Origin of the sequence: Thalassospira sp. MCCC 1A02491, assembly GCF_001613785.1 — a bacterium.
Lineage (GTDB): Bacteria > Pseudomonadota > Alphaproteobacteria > Rhodospirillales > Thalassospiraceae > Thalassospira > Thalassospira povalilytica.
The window spans coordinates 355,632-373,329 of sequence record NZ_LPVX01000031.1; the positions used below are offsets into that span (position 1 = coordinate 355,632).

The window sequence follows — 17,698 nt, forward strand, 5'->3', positions numbered from 1 at the left end:
ACGATCAGGCCCGGTTTTTCGGCTTGCCGGTGACCGGGATGTGATTGGCGGCATCCTCATCGCCCCAGCGTGCGGTGTCGGGCAAATCGATATCAAACAGATCAAGTACCCGCCCGCAACTTTGCGTGACCATTTCATCAAGCGATTGCGGCCGGGCATAAAAGGCCGGAACCGGCGGGGCAATGATCGCACCGTTTTCAGTGGCCTGCGCCATGTTGCGGATGTGCCCGGCATGCAGCGGGGTTTCGCGCACCATCAGCACCAGACGGCGGCGTTCCTTGAGCATCACGTCAGCTGCACGCGCGATCAGATTATCGGCGACTCCGCTTGCGACCTCGGCCAGGGACTTCATCGAGCAGGGGGCAACCACCATCCCGCGTGCCCGGAACGATCCCGACGCAATGGATGCACCAATGTCGGCATTGTCATGGATGACGTTTGCCATCTCCTTGATATCGCGGATTTTAAAATCGGTCTCATAGGCGATGGTGCGTTCGGCTGCCTTCGAAAGAACCAGATGAGTCTCGATTGGTGTGTTTTTGAGCAATTCTAAAAAACGTATGCCGTAAATCACACCCGATGCGCCGGTTATGCCGATGATAAGTCGATCTTTTTGCGTCATGCCGATCCTTGCTGGACTGTGTTCTGGTTCACGATTGTGATTGAAACACTGGAAATCATGTTACGAAATTAATACCATCTTCTTGTGGGCAATGTCAGATATAAGGAGTAGGCGAATGAGCGTTCAAAGCCATATCGAAGCTCTTACTGCCAAACATGCTGCACTTGAGCAGGAACTCCACCTCGAGACGCGCCGACCGGCGCCCGATGATTCCCTTGTCGCAGACATTAAACGTCGCAAGCTTGAAATCAAGGACGAGATAAACCGAATAAACCATTAGCCGTTTGAGCATGGCCAAACGCGTGATGAAAAACATGCGATCAACCATGCAGACGGTTTGACGACCTCACAGATTTCCTAACTCTTGCTTTTGCCGCCTCCGATTGTCGCCCACGCGTGAGGCGGCAACTTTATGTCTGCGCTTCAAAGCGCCTGGCGACATTCCCGCATCACTGATGACACCTGATCCGATACGCGCGTGCGGCCCAAGCCGATCACGGCGCAATGGATTTTAGTGATTTTAATCCGCAGAAAATGGCGGAATACCGACGCTCTACCAATGTCTAAGGGGTAAGTGCGCATTAAATAGGTATTATGATGCCGATTTAATCGCTCGCCACAAAAACGCGGTCCGTATGGGCACAAGATCCATCATCGCGGGAGGAATTTTCGCCAATGACTGGTCGTTATCAGGAAACCTATGATCGCTCCCTTGCTGACAAGGAAGGTTTCTGGGCAGAAGCTGCCGAAAACATCACATGGTACCGCAAATGGGACCGCGTTCTTGATGACAGCAATGTGCCGTTTTACCGATGGTTCACCGGCGGCGAGGTCAATACCTGCTATAACGCGCTTGACCGGCATATCGAAAACGGGCGCGGGGATCAAACGGCCCTGATCTATGACAGCCCGGTCACCAACACGGTCGAAAAAATCACCTATCGCCATCTGCGCGACGATGTGGCCCGCCTTGCCGGAGCCCTGCATGCACGCGGTGTGACCAAGGGCGACCGGGTAATCATCTACATGCCGATGATCCCGCAGGCCGCGATGGCAATGTTGGCGTGCGCGCGCATCGGGGCTGTGCATTCGGTGGTGTTTGGCGGGTTTGCATCAAACGAACTTGCCACGCGCATCAATGATGCCAAACCGAAACTGATCCTGACGGCCAGTTGCGGCATCGAAGGATCGCGCATCATTGAATACAAACCGCTTCTTGATCGTGCGATCGAACTTGCCGACCATAAACCGTCATCGGTCATTCTGTACCAGCGCCCGCAATGTGACGCCTTGCTGATCCCCGGGCGGGATTTTGACTGGACCGTGGAATGTGCCAAGGCCGCGCCATCGGATTGTGTGCCGGTGGCGGCGACCGATCCGCTTTATATTCTTTATACGTCCGGGACAACCGGTCAGCCCAAGGGCGTTGTCCGCGACAATGGCGGCCATATGGTTGCCCTGCACTGGTCGATGAAAAACATCTATGACGTCGAAGCCGGTGATGTGTACTGGGCGGCGTCCGATGTCGGCTGGGTGGTCGGGCATTCCTATATTGTCTATGCGCCGCTTCTGGCAGGCTGCACGACCGTGATGTATGAAGGCAAGCCGGTCGGCACCCCCGATGCCGGTGCCTTCTGGCGGGTGATTTCCCAACACAGGGTCAAGGTCCTGTTCACCGCGCCAACCGCATTTCGTGCGATCAAGCGTGACGACCCCAAAGCCGCCCATATGGCGAATTACGATCTTGGCTGTCTCAAGGCGCTGTATCTGGCCGGTGAACGGTCCGATCCCGATACCCTGCAATGGGCGGAAAAAAGCCTTGGCGTGCCGGTGATTGATCACTGGTGGCAAACCGAAACCGGCTGGTCGATCTGTGCCAATCCGCGCGGCATTGAATTGTTGCCGATCAAGTACGGATCGCCGACGGTTGCAGCCTGTGGCTGGGATGTTCAGGTTCTTGACGAGGCGGGCAAACCGCTTGAACGCGGACAGATCGGCGCATTGGCCGCCAAGCTGCCATTGCCGCCCGGCACCTTGCCGACGCTTTGGCAAAATGACGACCGGTTCAAGTCATCCTATCTCGAAGAATTCCCGGGCTATTACGCCACCGGTGATGCCGGTTTCATTGATGAAGACGGCTATATCTATGTCATGTCGCGCACCGATGACATCATCAATGTCGCCGGGCATCGGCTGTCGACCGGGGCAATGGAAGAAGTTCTGTCCGGTCATCCCGACGTTGCCGAATGTGCGGTCATTGGGGTGCATGACGATCTTAAGGGGCAATTGCCGCTTGGTTTCATCGTCCTGAAATCCGGTGTGACGCGGCCCCATGATGCCATCCTTGCCGAAGTGGTCGCCATGGTTCGCGATCAGATCGGACCGGTTGCGGCGTTCAAGCAGGCAACCGTGGTTGACAGGCTTCCGAAAACACGGTCTGGCAAAATCCTGCGCAAGACCATGCGATCGATTGCCGACGGGGAAACCTATAACACGCCGGCCACCATTGATGATCCGGCGATCCTTCCGGAAATCGCCGAAGCACTCAAGGAAATCGGATACGCGAAATAACACCAACCAAAGATCCCGTAAGCACGGATACTCCCGGCTCTTTCATCACAGAGCACACCTTGCGCCTGCCATCCCCGATTGGCAGGCGTTTTTTCTTGGACGTGGTCGGAATGGCGGATGTGTTGGCCCTGTTCGGTCCGGTCCGGTCCGGCTCAGTTCAGTTCAGTTCAGCTCAGCTCAGCTCAGCTCAGCTCAGCTCGGTGCGGGGTTGCCGGAATTGGTGAAAGAGCCGGTTGTCAGGATTGTTCTGCCATCGGGATGCGCGTGTGACCGGGGGTGAGCATCCGGTACAGGACGATTGCACTGATGAACCCAATCAGAAGCAACCCGCTTGATGCCCAGATCGCAGATTGCGGTCCGAAACGGGCAATCAGCTGATCATAAAGGCTGGGCGCGATGGCCGACAAAAAGAAGCCGGGGATCAGCAATCTGCCGACCTGCTGTCCGTATCCGCGCCGCCCGAAAATCATCAATGGCAATGTCCCGCGCGTGATGGTCAGAACACCGTTGGCAGCACCATAAAAAAACGTGAATGCCATCGCCGCCATCACATGGGGATCCCCGATCAGAACCAGCAAAAAGGAAACCGGCAGGATCGCGGTCGCCAGCACCGTCAGTCTGGTTGGCGCAAGCCGTTTGCCAAACAGTACTTCGGCCGCCCGTGCGATCGATTGACCAATTCCGCGCAGACTTGCTGTTTCAATGGCAATCACGGTGCCCAGGCCAAGCCCGATCAGAACCGCGATCATATGGGCTGACATCGCCGCATTGACGACATTCAGAACCGTCACAATCACCGCATACAGAATGCCGCACAGCTGCTTGTTTACCGGTGTTCCTTCGCGGGTTGGTACTTTCGGATTTGCCGCGATATCACCAGACGGGGCATGGGCCGTTGGTGACGATGAGGCGGCGGTGTTGGTTTCATCGTCATTGTTGGGCGAAGCCGGCGGCAGCATCAAATGCAGCGGAACCGTCAAAAGGGCAAATCCGGCATAGCTTGCAAGGGCGGTGGTGATGCCAAACTGGCTTTCGATCAGATGACCGACCGGCCAGAACACGGTGGATGCAAGTCCGCCAAACAGGGTGATCTGTCCCATGGCCCGACCGGCATTCGGACCGCCGATGCGCGCCAGTGTGGCAAAGGCCGCGTCATAAAGCGTCGCGCGCATGGCAATGCCCAGAATGATCCAGCCAACGAAATGCCAGATGATCTGATCGGCAAAGGCCAGCGTCAAACAACCAAGCGCGTTAAGCACCGATCCCGCCAGCATCACCGGCCGTCCGCCCCATTGGTCAATCAACCACCCGCATGTCGACGAACAGATCCCCATGACCAAAAGTGCCGATGAAAACCCGGCATAGACGACTGCACTGTCCCAGCCATGTCGTGCGGCAATGATCGCACCGAAATTCCCGATCAGGTAATAGGCCGTCCCCCAACTGATCAATTGGGCAAGGCCAAGGGCAATAACAGTGCGGGGCCGGATCATTTGTCGAGCGGACCGGGAAGAACCGGCTTGTCGTCGCCAAGGGATCGTTGCATCAGAATGGAATCAAGCCAGCGCCCAAACTTGAAGCCGACATTATGGAAAACGCCGGTTTGCTCAAACCCGAATTTGCGATGAAGGGTAATCGATGCGTGATTGGCGCTGTCGCCGATCGCTGCGACCATCTGACGCCAGGGACCGTTTTCGCAACGCTCGATCAGATGACCCATCAAAAGACTGCCGACACCCTGACCGGCGCAATCCGGGGCCACATAGATCGAATTTTCCACCGTATGGCGATAGGCCGTGCGCGGACGATAGGAACTGGCATAGCAATATCCGACGATGTTCCGATCATTGATCGCCACCAGATAGGGCATTCCCTTGTCACGGATTGCATGAAACCGGCTGGTGATTTCATCCTGTGATGGCGGAATTTCTTCGAACGATGCCGTCCCGGTCAGCACATGGTGGCGATAAATCGCGGTGATGTGCGCCATATCTGCGTCGCATGCATCGCGCACGGTTATGCGGGTAACTGGGATCGGGTCGCTGGTTGTCAGGCACATTTTATTGTCCGGTGTTGATTTGTTTGACCAGACAGTACGGCGAATTCTATCATAACGTAAGTTTTGAAATCTTATGCATGTCATAAGGAAAAGTTTGATATGCGCGCCCTTAATCTTGATCAGCTTCATGCCTTTGCCGATGTGGTCGCACTTGGCAGCTTTTCGGCAGCCGCCGCCAAACTTAATCTGAGCCAGCCCGCGATCAGCCAGCAGGTGCGCCAGCTTGAAGAACGGCTTGGCGTCAAGCTGATTGAACGGGTGGGTAAGCGGGCCGAACCAACCGCTGCCGGGCAGGCATTGCTGGCCCATATTGGCGGGATTGATGCATCGATCCGTTCTGCACTGGATGCGGTTTCAAGCTTTGCCAATGGCCCGGCCGGTCAGGTGCGGATTGGCACCGGGGCAACGGCCTGTATCTATTTTCTGCCTGCCATTCTGGAAAAACTGCAACGGGCCTATCCGAAGCTCGAAATCATGGTGCGCACCGGCAATACCAGCGACATTGTCCGCGCGATCGAAGACAACCAGCTTGATATCGGGCTGGTAACCATGCCGTGCAGCGGCAGAAGCCTGTCGATCATGCCGGTCATGACCGATCCGTTCGTGGCGATCTTTGCCGGGGATGCGGATGTGCCCGATATTATTCACCCCCGGGATCTCGAAACCCAGCCGCTGGTGCTTTATGAACGCGGTGGTTTGACCAGAACCCTTGTTGATGACTGGCTGCGTGATGCCGGGGTTGCCGGACATTCGATCATGGAACTTGGCAGTGTCGAAGCCATCAAGGAACTGGTCGGGGCTGGGATCGGCGCGACGATTTTGCCGGAAATGGGCGCACGCCCGGGCCGCACCCAGTTTCCGGTTACGACCCGGCGGCTTAATCCGCCATTATCGCGTGAACTGGCAATCGTCATGCGCCGGGATAAAACACTGACCCCGGCATTGCGCGAAGTCCGCAACAGCCTGATGGCAGCAGCGCAAACCCGCAAGTCGTCCTGACAAATGCGGGGACGCGTGCGCTGCGGCCTAGTCTTCTTCGGGCACGTAAAAGGTCGGAAATTCCGCGTTGGGTTCGGGCATGTGCATGGTAACGCCCGCACGGTTGATCATCGCCATGATGTGATCAGGGGGCAGGCAGTCGGTAAAGAATGCACTGACATCGGTGATCGAACCACCCCGCACCACAGCGTTCCGGCCGAATTTGGTATGATCGGCAACAAGGTATGATTTGCGCGCATTCTTGAGGATTGCCGAACGGGCGCGGACTTCCTGTTCATCGAAATCAAGAAGACTGCCATCGGGATCAATACCGCCGACGCCGAAAATCCCGTAATCGACCTTGTAGCTGTTAAAGAATGCCTCGACCTCGGGGCCAAGAACATCGCGGTCACGGTTACGCAACCGGCCACCAATCAGGGTGACGTCAAAGCTGTCATTGGTTGCCGCAACATAGGCCACATTCAGATTATTGGTGAAAATCCGCAGGTCGCGATGCTGAAGCAACGCGCTTGCCACCAGTTCCGGTGTGGTGCCGATCGAAAAGAACAGCGACGCCCCGTTGGGGATTTCACGCGCGACAAGGGCGGCAATCTTGCGCTTTTCATTGACGTTCAGAACCTTGCGCGCCCGATAGGCGATATTTTCATGTTCAAGTGCCGGTTCGACGCCGCCGTGGCGACGGCGCAGCAATCCTTCGTCACACAGTGCATTCACATCACGGCGGATGGTCTGCGGGGTGACGTCAAAGCGTTCAGCAAGCTGATCAATGGTGCGGAAACCATCGGCGCGGACAAGTTCAACAATGCCAGCCTGGCGTTCAGTGGGACGTTTTTGCATGGAAACGTTTCTTCGGTGTTGTTCGTTCGAAAGCAGGCGAATGGTATGTCGCGCATATGTCGGTTGCGTTACGGTTTAGCGGCAATCGTGTGAAACAAACTTTATGCAATAAGTGCCGGGCAACCCAAAGAAAAAAGGCCGCCCCGTGGGCGACCTTTTGAAACGTATCAGGACCGGAAAAGGTTTTCTGCCGCTTCCATGTAATCGGAAGTTTTCGGCTCTTCTTTTTTCTCTTCGGTCTTTTTGCCCGGATAATCCGGTTCCGGATTGATCTGCAATTCTTCGGGCAGCGGATCGGGCTCGACATCGCGGGCGATTTTTTCCGGGTTCTTCGAACGTGCGATCACGACCTGTTTTTCAAGATCAAGTTCGGTGCAAAGACCCATGGTCACCGGGTTGCGCGGCGTCAGATTGGCGGAATTCCAATGCGTACGGTCGCGGATTTTACCGATGGTGTCCTTGGTAGTGCCGATCAGTTTGCAAACCTGTGCATCCGACAGTTCCGGGTGATGCTTAAGCAACCAGGCAATCGCATTCGGGCGATCCTGACGCTTGGAAACCGGGGTGTAACGGGCACCTTTGGACTGCGCGCGCGGACGCGGCAAATCGGTTTTCGCCATCTTAAGGAATTCGCGCGGGTCTTTTTCGCAACGCGCGATTTCTTCCTTGGTCAGCTGCCCGTTGGCAACCGGGTCAAGACCGACGATGCCCTGGCCAACGTCACCATCCGCAATTGCCTGGATTTCAAGCTCGTGAAGCTCGGTAAAGGCGGCAATCTGCCGGAACGACAAGCCGGTATTGTCGATAAGCCATACAGCGGTTGCTTTGGGCATGAGGGGCTGTGCCATAATTCCTCCTGTTTCCTTCTTTCTCTCTGGAGACCGGCAATGGGTATGAGCCCAAAAAGCGCGGGAATCTATGCCCCAGAATATAATCTCTTTTGGTGGTCCGGCAATGCTGCAAAGGCAACCAAGGGGTGAACCAAGGGTTGCTGCGCATCGTCGGACCCGCCATTGCGTTCTTTTCGATCAATGTGCGGGTAAATGCAACAATCTGTTGCGGACTTGCGAAAAGAATATTTCTTTTCGATCTGCAAACATCGTCATGTTGCGATGGAAAGGTCCGATAAACGGTTCGGACCGATATCCAAAAACGATCAACTGACTTCCAGTATCACTTTTCCGATGTGTGCGCCACCCTTCAATATGCCATGGCCTTCCTCCGCCTTGGCCAGCGGAAGGGGTTTGTGGATGACTGGTGCAATCTGACCGTTTGCAATCATCGGCCAGACCAGGTCACGCAGTGACTGTGCAATAGCACCCTTGTTCGCCACCGGCTGGGCACGAAGTGTGGAGCCCATCAATGTCAGGCGCTTAAGCAACAGCGGTGTGAAATTGGTTTCGGCCTTCGGGCCGCGCAAAAAGGCAATGATCAGAATGCGGGCGTCAAAGGCCGCCGCCTTGAAATTGCGGCTGACATAGTCACCGGCAACCATATCAAGGATGACGTCGGCACCCTTGCCATCGGTTGCGGATTTCACCTCTTCGACGAAATCGCGCGTTTTGTAATTGATTGCAACATCGGCGCCAAGATCGCGGCAGGCCTGACATTTTTCATCGCTGCCTGCGGTTGCGATCACTTTGGCCCCGAATGCCTTGGCCAACTGGATCGCTGTTGTGCCGATCCCCGACGTGCCGCCATGCACCAGGAATGTTTCACCAGATGTCAGCTTGGCCTTGTCAAAAACATTGTGCCAGACCGTAAAGAAGGTCTCAGGCAGGCCCGCGGCCTGAACCATCGTAAGGTTCTCGGGAACAGGAAGGCATTGCGCCGCCGGTACAGCAGCATATTGCGCATACCCGCCACCGGTCACCAGCGCACAGACTTTGTCCCCGACTTTCCAGTCGCCTACTTTTGGGCCGGTTGCAACGATCTCGCCCGCAAGTTCAAGGCCCGGGATTTCGGATGCGCCCGGCGGTGGCGGATACATGCCAGCAACCTGCATCAGATCGGGGCGGTTGATCCCGGCGGCCCGAACCCGGACCAGAACATCATCATCGCCGATTTCGGGAATATCGGCTTCGGCCAGTGCCAGATAGGGGGCATCGGCATCCTTGCGAATTTCGACAGCCTGCATTTTCGTTGGCAATTGGGCGTGCGACATTGCGACCTCCGTGGCTAATTGTGGATTTAGTACCTATCTAGGGTCAGGACCTGTTAATTTTGTTGAAATGGTCAACCGGTCTTTGGCGCAAGTTAGCCGCCAAAATGCCCGGACACCAGTGCGATAAATCTAACAGGTCACAAGCCAAACCGACATCCCGTTACCCGAACCGGGGCAGGGGATGTTGGTAAAAAAGCGACTGCAGGAAATGGAGGATGAGTGTGGAAGAAGAAGATCTTGGCATTGTCAGCAAGCGTGAATTTGGCCTGCCGCGCAGCCTCGAAGGCATTTCGGTTGAAAGCCTGAAAGAATACCGGACCGCACTGGAACAGGAAATCAAACGGGTCGATGCGGCACTTGAACATCGCAAAGGTGCCCATGCCGGGGCCGAAGCATTGTTCAAAAGTTAAGTCCGAAACAGTTTCGGGTGGTGCAACAAGGATTGACGGACTTTCCAAATACTAGACGTGAGGATAATTTTTTTAAACCTGGGGTTAATTGAAATTTAAACTTCCCGTCTTATATGTGGAATAGAGGGTCATCTGTTGACCCCCTTGTCGAACGTGATGTTTCGATGCCTCCCTGTTAAACTGAGCCGCCCTTTTAGGGCGGTTCTTTTTCTTTATCTTGTATATTCAATTACTTGTATTGCTTGTAGTTCTGCGGGCCATGGCAATGCGTATCTGTAAAATGTGCAAAAGGGTACGGGTTAATACGTATTGTCACATTTGTGCCATGAATAGCCTTGACCGCTTATGAACCGCTGGCTAAAGTTCGCTCACCAAGAAAAATAAAACTAAAAAGTCCGGCAAGTTTAGCAGGTTGAGGTGAGGCCGCCCCGCAAGTGGGCGGTCTTTCTATTTGGCCGAACCGTGCCTTGAAGCAGTTCGGCACCTTTCCAATATAAACAGGATGACACACGAGCATCCACCGGCGTCCGAAAAGGCGTCATATCAAAGCAATTTTGCGGTTGTTCATTTCTCGCGGACATATGACGAAGCCTTTACCCTGCTTGTCGAGGCCCGTAACTATCTCGCCGCTCACAGAAGTCAGCATCGTAAAAAGAACAACAGCGGCGAAGCCATGGTCCGCTGTCTGGAAGAAATGCGCATGACCACGCGCCTGATCCGGGCAATGGCATGGCTTCTTGCGGTACGTGCTGTCGAAGAAGGCGAAATCGGCTGGGAAGAAGCAATCGATACCGATGACCTGATGGTGGATCTGCGCATTTGTCTCGAAGAACGCAGTGACGCGTGTCAGTTCCTGTCGCCGGGATTGCTGGATCTGATGGACCGGGCACAGGCACTTTATATGCGTACTGCGCGCATGGAGCTACAGGTCGCCGCACGCTGTGCAAACTGACAGCTCGTTTTAATCCCTGACATCAACGGATCACTTGACGGCCGGGCGTGGCTTCGACGCGCTGGCGCAATCTCGCATGTAAGTAGATGTGTGGGGGAGAGGCCGAAGCGCGGGCAACAAGTCGTTCCCGCGCGGGACCCGGTGCCGCAAAGATACGGATCAGGTACGCGATTGAACCTGAAAGACCTCAACCGGTTCGGCAAAGCCCTTCATCTGGCGTGTGCCCATCGAAACAAACTTCGCACGGCTGCCGCTATAGGTGTTTTTGACATTGCCTGACACCAACGTTTCATCCCCGCCAGCCTGGGCGCAAACGCGCGCGGCAAGCTGCACAACGCTGCCAAACAGGTCGTTTTCTTCGGCAATGGCTTCGCCGGCATTGATCCCGATGCGGATCTGGAATTTCAGGTCCTGGGTGGCGTTGTGATTGGCCATATTCTTCTGGATTTCGATGGCAGCCTCGACCGAGCTGGCAGAAGATGGGAAGACGGCCATGATGCCATCACCCATATGTTTGACTTCCTTGCCGTAATTATTGATCAGTGCGGTGCGCACAATCTGGTTGTGGATATGAACCATCTGCTGTGCACCATGATCACCCAGTTCCTGGGTTTTGGCCGTCGAATTGACAATGTCGGTAAACATCAGCGCGTGCAGCTTTTTGCCTGCGCCACCTTGCGGATTGGCCGCGGGCTTTTCGCTCCAGTTCGCTATCGCACGCGATACCGATGACATGATGCTTTTCTCATCCTTCAGATAGGCATCCATCGATTCGCGGCCCGCGCCGTACATATCCTTGTATTTCGGCTCAAGAATATAGTCATCGACATTCTTGCAAAACGTATCGGCCATATTCTTGTTTGCGCCCAGCGCCGAAATGCAGTCGCGCAAAACGGCCCGGCCGTCTCTTTGTTCGAGCGCATTCTTCTCGCTACACGCATCGCACGCGCCCGCGACATACAGATTGACGCCAAATTTGTGATAGGCATCAAGAACCGGCACCGTGCGTTTGATCGCCTGCATTGATCCGGAAATGAAGTTCTTCATCTGCTCGCGGGTTGCACGCATTTCACGCGTTTCGACCAGTGGCCGGTCGGGCGTATCATCAATCGGGGCGTCCGGGGTTTGATCCTGAACGGAGTCCGCGGTGTCATCATCCGTATCGGATGCCATCCCGTCGCGTTCAAGTTCAGCCGCCATTTCGGCTGCGGACATCCGTGATCCGGATGCCGGCGTGCTGTTTGATGCTCCACGGGCGCGGCTTCGCTGTGCCGGGCTGGTTCGGGCCGGTTTTGGCGATCGACCAGATGATGGCTTGCTGCGCGCGCGTCCCTTGAACTTCTTGGTTAATGCCATCAGCATCGGCACGACACTGGCAAGGAAACCGACCGTAAAGGACATGAAATTGGCTTTGTCGTAAAAGCCCTGACTGATCTGCATGCCCATATTGGGCAGATATTCCAATCCTTTGGCCGCAACCAGCATGGTCGCCAGACCGATGGCGATGGCCACGCAAAACGCGATCATCATCTTAAGGGCCAAACCAAGAATGCTTTGGCTTTCTGCCGCGGATGTGCGCTTGGGGCTTGCGGGTTTCGGTGCCTTTGCCTCATCGCTGCTGCTGGCGTCCGCGCCATTGCTTTCGGTTTGCCTTGTCGGCTCGGGTGTCGGGGCGGTCGGCTTCTGGGCCGCTGCGGGACGGTTGGCTTTGGGGCGGCTTTGGGCATTGCTGTTTTCAAGGTTGCCCTGGCCACGGGTCTCATAGACCACATACTCGTCCGAGCTGTTGGTCGCGTGGTTATAGACTTCGCGAATCACCTTGACGCCCGAAACATGTTTCGCGCGTTCGATTTGCTTTGCCTCTTCTTCGGCCTGCTTTTTTTGCGCACCGGTAAAGTGGCCGTGGATCTGCCAACGGCCTGAACGGTCTTTGATATAGACCTCATAACTTACCTGGTTACGCGCCGCCACCTGGTTCATCTATAACCCTGGTCGATTTGACAAGCCAAAGAGGGCGGCACGTCAGGTGCCACCCTATCCAAACGAAATAGAATTATGGCAAAAAAATGCCCGGAGAACCACCAGATATGCTGCATGGCAGATCATCCTTATGGTCATTCCAGGTTTCGTAGTGCGAGCAAGGGCGCAATCAATGGTTCTGCCAAAGAAAAACGCCCGCAGCATCAACAAGATGCGACGGGCGCTGATCCCACAGAACACATGAATGTGTTCTTTGCTTAGTTGCCGATATTGAAACCAGCGAAGCGCTTTTTGAATTTCGCAAGCTGCCCGCCGCTGTCCAGAAGACGGTGAACACCAGTCCAAGCCGGATGGCTTTTCGGATCGATGTCGAGCTTCATCACGTCACCAGGGTTGCCCCAGGTCGACTGCGTGGTGAAGGTGCTGCCGTCAGTCATCTGAACGGTGATCTCATGGTAATCGGGATGGATATCTTTTTTCATCGCCTAATCACTCCGGAATTTGAAGCGCGGTGTATAGTGTAAAAAATCGGCTCGCGCAACCCCTGTAACCGGGAATTATCCGATTAACGCCAAATGAGGGGAGTGCAGTAGCGATCTCGCGGTCATGTAGCAGCCACGCGCGTACGTTTCAAGCTTTTCTCGCAAGCGGTATCTTATGCATACTTGCACAGCACACTTTATATAGTATGGTGCGCCGACAATTGATTATCGCCTTGCCGGGGCAGATGCGCTTCCGGCGACAGACGGAGAACAAGACTGTGGCCCTTGAGGAAACCCGCTTCCATCAGATTGCAGATGAAACCATCGAGACCCTTTCCGATGTCATCGATGACGCGCTGGGCGATGACCTTGAAGTCGATTTGCAATCCGGAATCCTGACAATCGAACTCGATTCGGGCGAACAATTCATTATCAACAAGCATGGCCCGAACCGTCAGGTCTGGTTGTCCTCACCGGTCAGTGGCGCAAGTCACTATGACTTTGATGAAGACAATGAAACCTGGACCTCGACCCGCGGTTCGACCACGCTCCATGATCAGCTTTCTGCCGATCTGGCGGTGAAAACCGGAAACAAGCTTGATCTTGGCTGATCGCTGATCGGCTATATCGTTCCCTATGCATGCGGGATAAAGGGCCTTGGCGCGTACACCTACTGCTTCTGCAAGACTGATTGACCGGGAAACCAGTCGGAACCTGTCCTCGTTGCGGGCCATTGTTCCGTTTGTTCTGAAATATCGATTACAGCTGATCGGTGCGCTGATTGCGCTGGTGACGGCATCGGGAACCGTGCTCGCGCTGGGCAATGGTCTGCGCATGCTGGTCGATGAAGGCTTTGCCGACGGTGATGGCGGGTTGCTTGATCGCGCGCTTTTTGTGCTGTTTGCGGTGACCCTGCTTTTGGCTGGCGCCAGCTATATGCGCTTTTTCCTGGTGTCCTGGATTGGTGAACGGGTGGTCGCAGATATCCGTTCTGCGGTTTATCGTCACATCGTCCGGCTGGATTCGGAATTCTTTGAAGTCACCCGTACCGGTGAAGTTCTGTCGCGGCTGACGACCGACACCACGCTTTTGCAATCGGTCATCGGATCAAGTGTTTCGATCGCGCTGCGCAATGCGCTGATGTTTGTCGGCGGTCTGACGATGCTGGCAATCACCAGCCCCAAGCTGACAGCACTGGTCCTGCTGGTGGTGCCGCTGGTGGTGGTGCCGATTGTCGGTTATGGCCGTCGGGTGCGTCGCCTGTCACGCGAATCCCAGGACCGGATTGCCGATGTCAGTGCCTTTTCCGAAGAAACCCTCAATGCATTGCGCACGGTTCAGGCCTATACCCACGAAGATATCGAAAGCAAACGCTTCAACGATCATGTCGAAGGCGCGTTCAGAACGGCCGTGGCCCGTATTTCGGCCCGGGCACTTTTGACCGCCATTGTCATTGTCATGGTGTTTGGTGCGGTTGGCACCATCCTGTGGATCGGCGGGCATGATGTTCTTGACGGGGTCATCTCGGCCGGGGAACTTTCTGCCTTTGTCTTCTATGCCGTGGTGGTGGCCGGCTCGGTCGGCGCGATCAGCGAAGTGATCGGTGATCTGCAACGCGCGGCCGGGGCGGCAGAACGCCTTGTTGCGCTGCTTGAAACCGAACCGCGGATTGCCGCCCCCGAAACGCCACAGCCGATGCCTGTCCCCCATCAGGGGCATGTCAGCTTCGAAGATGTCACCTTCCACTATCCGGCCCGTCCGGACCGTTCGGCCCTCGAAGGATTGACGCTTTCGGTCAAGCCCGGCGAAACCGTTGCCCTGGTCGGACCGTCGGGGGCTGGCAAGACAACCGTGTTCCAGTTGCTGTTGCGTTTCTATGATCCGGCAAAGGGCACCATTCGTGTTGATGGTGTTGATATTCGCATGGCCGACCCGGTTGCGGTACGTGAACGGTTCGGCCTTGTTGCCCAGGACCCGGTGATTTTTGCTGCCAATGCCTGGGACAATATCCGCTATGGCCGACCCGATGCCAGTGATGCGGACGTTCGTGCTGCGGCCGATGCTGCTCATGCCAGCGAATTCCTTGATCGCCTGCCGGATGGTTTTGATACCTATCTCGGGGAAAAAGGGGTCCGGCTTTCCGGTGGTCAGCGTCAGCGTATCGCGATCGCCCGTGCCATCCTGCGCAATCCGTCGATCCTGTTGCTTGACGAAGCGACCAGTGCCCTTGATGCCGAAAGTGAACAGGTGGTCCAGCAGGCCCTTGAAACCATCATGAAAGACCGCACCACCCTTGTCATCGCCCACCGTCTGGCAACGGTACTGCATGCGGATCGCATTGCGGTGATTGATGATGGCAAGCTGGTCGCGATTGGCACCCATCAGGAACTGCTCGAAGCATCACCGCTTTACGGCCGTCTTGCCAAACTGCAATTCGACCGCGACGCAGCCTGATCCGGTCTCGACGTTTACGGACTGACCCGGCGAAAGTTCCGGCTGCTATCAGGCGGACGTCGCTGCCCTTGGTCGGGCAGGGCGGGCTGAACAGGCCGCCAGCCCGGTGGCGCATTTGCACTTGTGCTGCCTGCTGACGTATCCCGTTCCTGTATCCCCGGCATCAAAAAAGCCTGCTCCGATAAAACGGGCAGGCTTTTTGCGATGCGATTTTGCGATGATGCTTACTGGGCGCTGGCGATCTTGCGGTTATCAAGCGACAGCTCGGCATATTGCTTGCGCAGGATGTCGGCATCGGCCAGGAAGGTTTTCAGCTCATCACCCTTAAGCTTTTTGCCGCTGGGCATCTTGACGCGGATCGGGTTGACCTGGGCGTTGTTTTTCAGAATCTCGTAATGCAGATGCGGGCCGGTCGAAGCGCCGGTGGTCCCGACATAGCCGATCACATCGCCCTGCTTGACTCGCGATCCCTGTTTCAGCCCCTTGGCAAAGCCCTTCATGTGGGCATAGGCGGTTTCATAGGAATCATTGTGACGGATGCGGATGTAATTGCCATAACCGCCATTGCGGCCGATTTTGGCAATCGTGCCATTACCGGCGGCAAAGATCGGTGTTCCGCGCGGCGCGGCAAAATCGATGCCTTTATGCATTTTGGTATAGCCAAGGATCGGATGCTTGCGCTTGCCAAAACCGGAAGACAGACGCGCGCCATTGATCGGCGTACGCATCAGGGCACGGCGATAGGATTCCCCCTTCTGATTATAGAAGTCGGTTTCGCCATTGCTGTCGGTATAGGAATAAAGACGCACTTCATGGCCGCTCAGCGTCATGCTCGCATAAAGCAGATCGCCATAGCGCACGCGCTCGCCCTTGTCGTTTTCAAGTTCCTGATACATCACTTCAAAGCTGTCACCCGGCTGGATGTCACGCTGGAAGTCGACTTCATAGGAATAAAGCTCGATCAGGCTCATCAGCACCGGGATCGGTACGCCATTGCGTTCGGCGGCCAGAAACAGGCTCTGCTCGATGGTGCCCGATGCGACATTTTTTTTGGTGGTCAATTCGATCTTGTCAGACGACGCTTCAAAACCGCTATCGGTCCGTGACACGGAAACAATGGTCTCGGGATCAGGCTGGAAGCTCAGTTCGTCAAGAAGCTCGATGCTGTCTTCCATCGGCGCGGAATAGACAAGATCAAACTCCTGACCGGCCCGCAATTTGCGCGGATTGTAAACATCGCGCAGCGCCTCGATGGCGTTATAGGCCACGGTCCGCTCAAGCCCGGTTGCGGTAAGGGTCGCCATAAGGTTGGATCCTTTTTCAAGGATCACGGTTTCGCGGCGTGGTTCGATGTCGGGGATGCTTGCCGTTTCGGTTACGCTCCCGACCGGGGAGGTCATAACATTGCTTTCGGCTGCACTGGCAGAAAGGGCAGTATCTGTGGCGTTGGAATAATGATCGGATAACAGATATCCGGCCGTTCCCCCCAGAATTGCCATAACAGTAGCAATAGAAACCAAGTCTCTTCCGGCCATTGCCGTAGAACTCCCCTAATAACCAATAACCAGTTCGCTCAAGCCCGTTGCTCTTCGTGGCAACATCGGCTCAAACCTTATACATAAAAGCTCAAGCGATGTGAAACGCGAATTCGCAGCGACCATATCCGTTCCCATGGGATTATAATGGCGCGATTTCCTTTACGAACCGTTGAAGGTTTTTCAGGCCATTGCTCTTGATGGGCGGCGCTGAGATGCCAGTCGACAATGGCAAGAACAAGGCAGATCGGCAGCCTGCTGAAATTGCCACTTTTTCCCGTGCTGATCCGCCGGGAAATCAGCCCTTGCGGATCGGAAAATGCCCGCATCGATTTGCATACATATATATGTGCCGCGAATACCGTCTGAGCCGGTGGCAATGGCGCGCCAGGTTTCGGTGGCGGGCGGGCTTGCATTCCAGGGTGCTGTGTAAAAGTCATGTGCCCATTTCAACCAATGGTCGGTGATCTGTTTTGCGCCGTTTCCGGTGCTTTTTCGTACTTGTGATGTTTTTGCATTTTTCCTGCAGTTTTTTCCAAAAAAGGGTTTGACAGTTTTGGGAGCGGGCCCTATAACCCGCCTCCACCGACGGGGTGCGGCGCTAGCGAATGCGGCGACGCGGACTGGACGGTT

General features: G+C 55.5%; 16 protein-coding genes and 1 pseudogene. 7 read left to right on the plus strand and 10 right to left on the minus strand.

The annotated features are described in order from the left end of the window. Positions 1–4: 4 nt before the first annotated feature. A complete protein-coding gene (locus AUQ42_RS14070) occupies positions 5–622 on the minus strand; it encodes a UbiX family flavin prenyltransferase (RefSeq protein ID WP_068519694.1) in 618 nt (205 codons plus the stop codon). Positions 623–737: 115 nt separating this feature from the next. Here AUQ42_RS14070 and AUQ42_RS15685 point away from each other — a divergent pair, with 115 nt between their 5' ends. Together AUQ42_RS15685 and AUQ42_RS14080 are read left to right on the plus strand one after the other, a co-directional pair. Beyond that, positions 738–902 carry a YdcH family protein gene (locus tag AUQ42_RS15685; protein WP_082817874.1) on the plus strand — a complete coding sequence of 55 codons (165 nt, stop codon included), beginning with the start codon at positions 738–740 and terminating at the stop codon, positions 900–902. 380 nt (positions 903–1,282) lie between these two features. After that, a pseudogene (locus AUQ42_RS14080) lies at positions 1,283–3,193 on the plus strand (propionyl-CoA synthetase); the annotation flags it as partial. A gap of 236 nt (positions 3,194–3,429) precedes the next feature. Here the strand turns inward: AUQ42_RS14080 and AUQ42_RS14085 are convergent. Both AUQ42_RS14085 and AUQ42_RS14090 read right to left on the minus strand, forming a co-directional pair. Then, positions 3,430–4,686 (minus strand): MFS transporter, encoded by a 1,257-nt coding sequence (locus tag AUQ42_RS14085; RefSeq protein ID WP_068519697.1) that lies wholly within the window; start codon positions 4,684–4,686, stop codon positions 3,430–3,432. Then, positions 4,683–5,252 (minus strand): GNAT family N-acetyltransferase, encoded by a 570-nt coding sequence (locus AUQ42_RS14090; protein ID WP_068519698.1) that lies wholly within the window; start codon positions 5,250–5,252, stop codon positions 4,683–4,685. Before AUQ42_RS14090 ends, AUQ42_RS14085 begins: the two co-directional genes overlap by 4 nt. 99 nt (positions 5,253–5,351) lie before the next feature. Between AUQ42_RS14090 and AUQ42_RS14095 the strand changes: the two genes are divergently transcribed. Then, the gene (locus AUQ42_RS14095; RefSeq protein WP_068519699.1) at positions 5,352–6,251 is read left to right on the plus strand and encodes a LysR family transcriptional regulator; all 900 of its coding nucleotides are present in this window, start codon (positions 5,352–5,354) and stop codon (positions 6,249–6,251) included. Between the two features lie 27 nt (positions 6,252–6,278). Here AUQ42_RS14095 and AUQ42_RS14100 read toward each other — a convergent pair whose 3' ends face one another. The 3 genes from AUQ42_RS14100 to AUQ42_RS14110 all read right to left on the minus strand — a co-directional run bounded on the left by AUQ42_RS14100 (position 6,279) and on the right by AUQ42_RS14110 (position 9,252). Continuing rightward, on the minus strand, positions 6,279–7,088 hold the full coding sequence (locus tag AUQ42_RS14100; RefSeq protein WP_068519700.1) for a DeoR/GlpR family DNA-binding transcription regulator: 810 nt from the start codon (positions 7,086–7,088) through the stop codon (positions 6,279–6,281). A gap of 167 nt (positions 7,089–7,255) precedes the next feature. Further along, a complete protein-coding gene (locus AUQ42_RS14105; RefSeq protein ID WP_068519701.1) occupies positions 7,256–7,936 on the minus strand; it encodes a DUF1013 domain-containing protein in 681 nt (226 codons plus the stop codon). A 308-nt stretch (positions 7,937–8,244) separates the two neighbouring features. Continuing rightward, complete coding sequence (locus AUQ42_RS14110) at positions 8,245–9,252, minus strand: NAD(P)H-quinone oxidoreductase (protein ID WP_231856776.1); 1,008 nt, start codon at positions 9,250–9,252, stop codon at positions 8,245–8,247. 215 nt (positions 9,253–9,467) lie between these two features. Between AUQ42_RS14110 and AUQ42_RS14115 the strand changes: the two genes are divergently transcribed. Together AUQ42_RS14115 and AUQ42_RS14120 are read left to right on the plus strand one after the other, a co-directional pair. Next, positions 9,468–9,662 carry a DUF1192 domain-containing protein gene (locus tag AUQ42_RS14115; protein WP_068519703.1) on the plus strand — a complete coding sequence of 65 codons (195 nt, stop codon included), beginning with the start codon at positions 9,468–9,470 and terminating at the stop codon, positions 9,660–9,662. A gap of 502 nt (positions 9,663–10,164) precedes the next feature. After that, positions 10,165–10,614 (plus strand): DUF1465 family protein, encoded by a 450-nt coding sequence (locus AUQ42_RS14120; protein WP_068519704.1) that lies wholly within the window; start codon positions 10,165–10,167, stop codon positions 10,612–10,614. 159 nt (positions 10,615–10,773) lie between these two features. Here AUQ42_RS14120 and AUQ42_RS14125 read toward each other — a convergent pair whose 3' ends face one another. Further along, a complete protein-coding gene (locus AUQ42_RS14125; RefSeq protein WP_068519705.1) occupies positions 10,774–12,594 on the minus strand; it encodes an adenylate/guanylate cyclase domain-containing protein in 1,821 nt (606 codons plus the stop codon). Positions 12,595–12,851: 257 nt separating this feature from the next. Next, on the minus strand, positions 12,852–13,076 hold the full coding sequence (gene rpmE, locus AUQ42_RS14130) for a 50S ribosomal protein L31 (RefSeq protein WP_068519706.1): 225 nt from the start codon (positions 13,074–13,076) through the stop codon (positions 12,852–12,854). Between the two features lie 278 nt (positions 13,077–13,354). On the opposite strand from rpmE, the gene cyaY reads away from it, so the two are divergent. Further along, a complete protein-coding gene (cyaY, locus tag AUQ42_RS14135) occupies positions 13,355–13,687 on the plus strand; it encodes an iron donor protein CyaY (protein WP_228196492.1) in 333 nt (110 codons plus the stop codon). Positions 13,688–13,733: 46 nt separating this feature from the next. Beyond that, positions 13,734–15,530 carry an ABC transporter transmembrane domain-containing protein gene (locus tag AUQ42_RS14140; protein ID WP_068519707.1) on the plus strand — a complete coding sequence of 599 codons (1,797 nt, stop codon included), beginning with the start codon at positions 13,734–13,736 and terminating at the stop codon, positions 15,528–15,530. A gap of 224 nt (positions 15,531–15,754) precedes the next feature. Here the strand turns inward: AUQ42_RS14140 and AUQ42_RS14145 are convergent, their stop codons facing one another. Continuing rightward, positions 15,755–17,065, minus strand: a complete 1,311-nt coding sequence (locus AUQ42_RS14145; protein WP_231856777.1) for a M23 family metallopeptidase — start codon at positions 17,063–17,065, stop codon at positions 15,755–15,757. Positions 17,066–17,248: 183 nt separating this feature from the next. Then, a partial coding sequence (locus tag AUQ42_RS16020; RefSeq protein WP_231856778.1) for a hypothetical protein occupies positions 17,249–17,698 on the minus strand: 450 nt, incomplete at its 5' end.

What these genes read in the sequence shown, in the direction of transcription:
- AUQ42_RS14070 (WP_068519694.1), bottom strand. Translation starts at nt 622, where the DNA reads ATGACGCAAAAAGATCGACTTATCATCGGCATAACCGGCGCATCGGGT.
- AUQ42_RS15685 (WP_082817874.1), top strand. Translation starts at nt 738, where the DNA reads ATGAGCGTTCAAAGCCATATCGAAGCTCTTACTGCCAAACATGCTGCA.
- AUQ42_RS14085 (WP_068519697.1), bottom strand. Translation starts at nt 4,686, where the DNA reads ATGATCCGGCCCCGCACTGTTATTGCCCTTGGCCTTGCCCAATTGATC.
- AUQ42_RS14090 (WP_068519698.1), bottom strand. Translation starts at nt 5,252, where the DNA reads ATGTGCCTGACAACCAGCGACCCGATCCCAGTTACCCGCATAACCGTG.
- AUQ42_RS14095 (WP_068519699.1), top strand. Translation starts at nt 5,352, where the DNA reads ATGCGCGCCCTTAATCTTGATCAGCTTCATGCCTTTGCCGATGTGGTC.
- AUQ42_RS14100 (WP_068519700.1), bottom strand. Translation starts at nt 7,088, where the DNA reads ATGCAAAAACGTCCCACTGAACGCCAGGCTGGCATTGTTGAACTTGTC.
- AUQ42_RS14105 (WP_068519701.1), bottom strand. Translation starts at nt 7,936, where the DNA reads ATGGCACAGCCCCTCATGCCCAAAGCAACCGCTGTATGGCTTATCGAC.
- AUQ42_RS14110 (WP_231856776.1), bottom strand. Translation starts at nt 9,252, where the DNA reads ATGTCGCACGCCCAATTGCCAACGAAAATGCAGGCTGTCGAAATTCGC.
- AUQ42_RS14115 (WP_068519703.1), top strand. Translation starts at nt 9,468, where the DNA reads ATGAGTGTGGAAGAAGAAGATCTTGGCATTGTCAGCAAGCGTGAATTT.
- AUQ42_RS14120 (WP_068519704.1), top strand. Translation starts at nt 10,165, where the DNA reads ATGACACACGAGCATCCACCGGCGTCCGAAAAGGCGTCATATCAAAGC.
- AUQ42_RS14125 (WP_068519705.1), bottom strand. Translation starts at nt 12,594, where the DNA reads ATGAACCAGGTGGCGGCGCGTAACCAGGTAAGTTATGAGGTCTATATC.
- rpmE (WP_068519706.1), bottom strand. Translation starts at nt 13,076, where the DNA reads ATGAAAAAAGATATCCATCCCGATTACCATGAGATCACCGTTCAGATG.
- AUQ42_RS14145 (WP_231856777.1), bottom strand. Translation starts at nt 17,065, where the DNA reads ATGGCCGGAAGAGACTTGGTTTCTATTGCTACTGTTATGGCAATTCTG.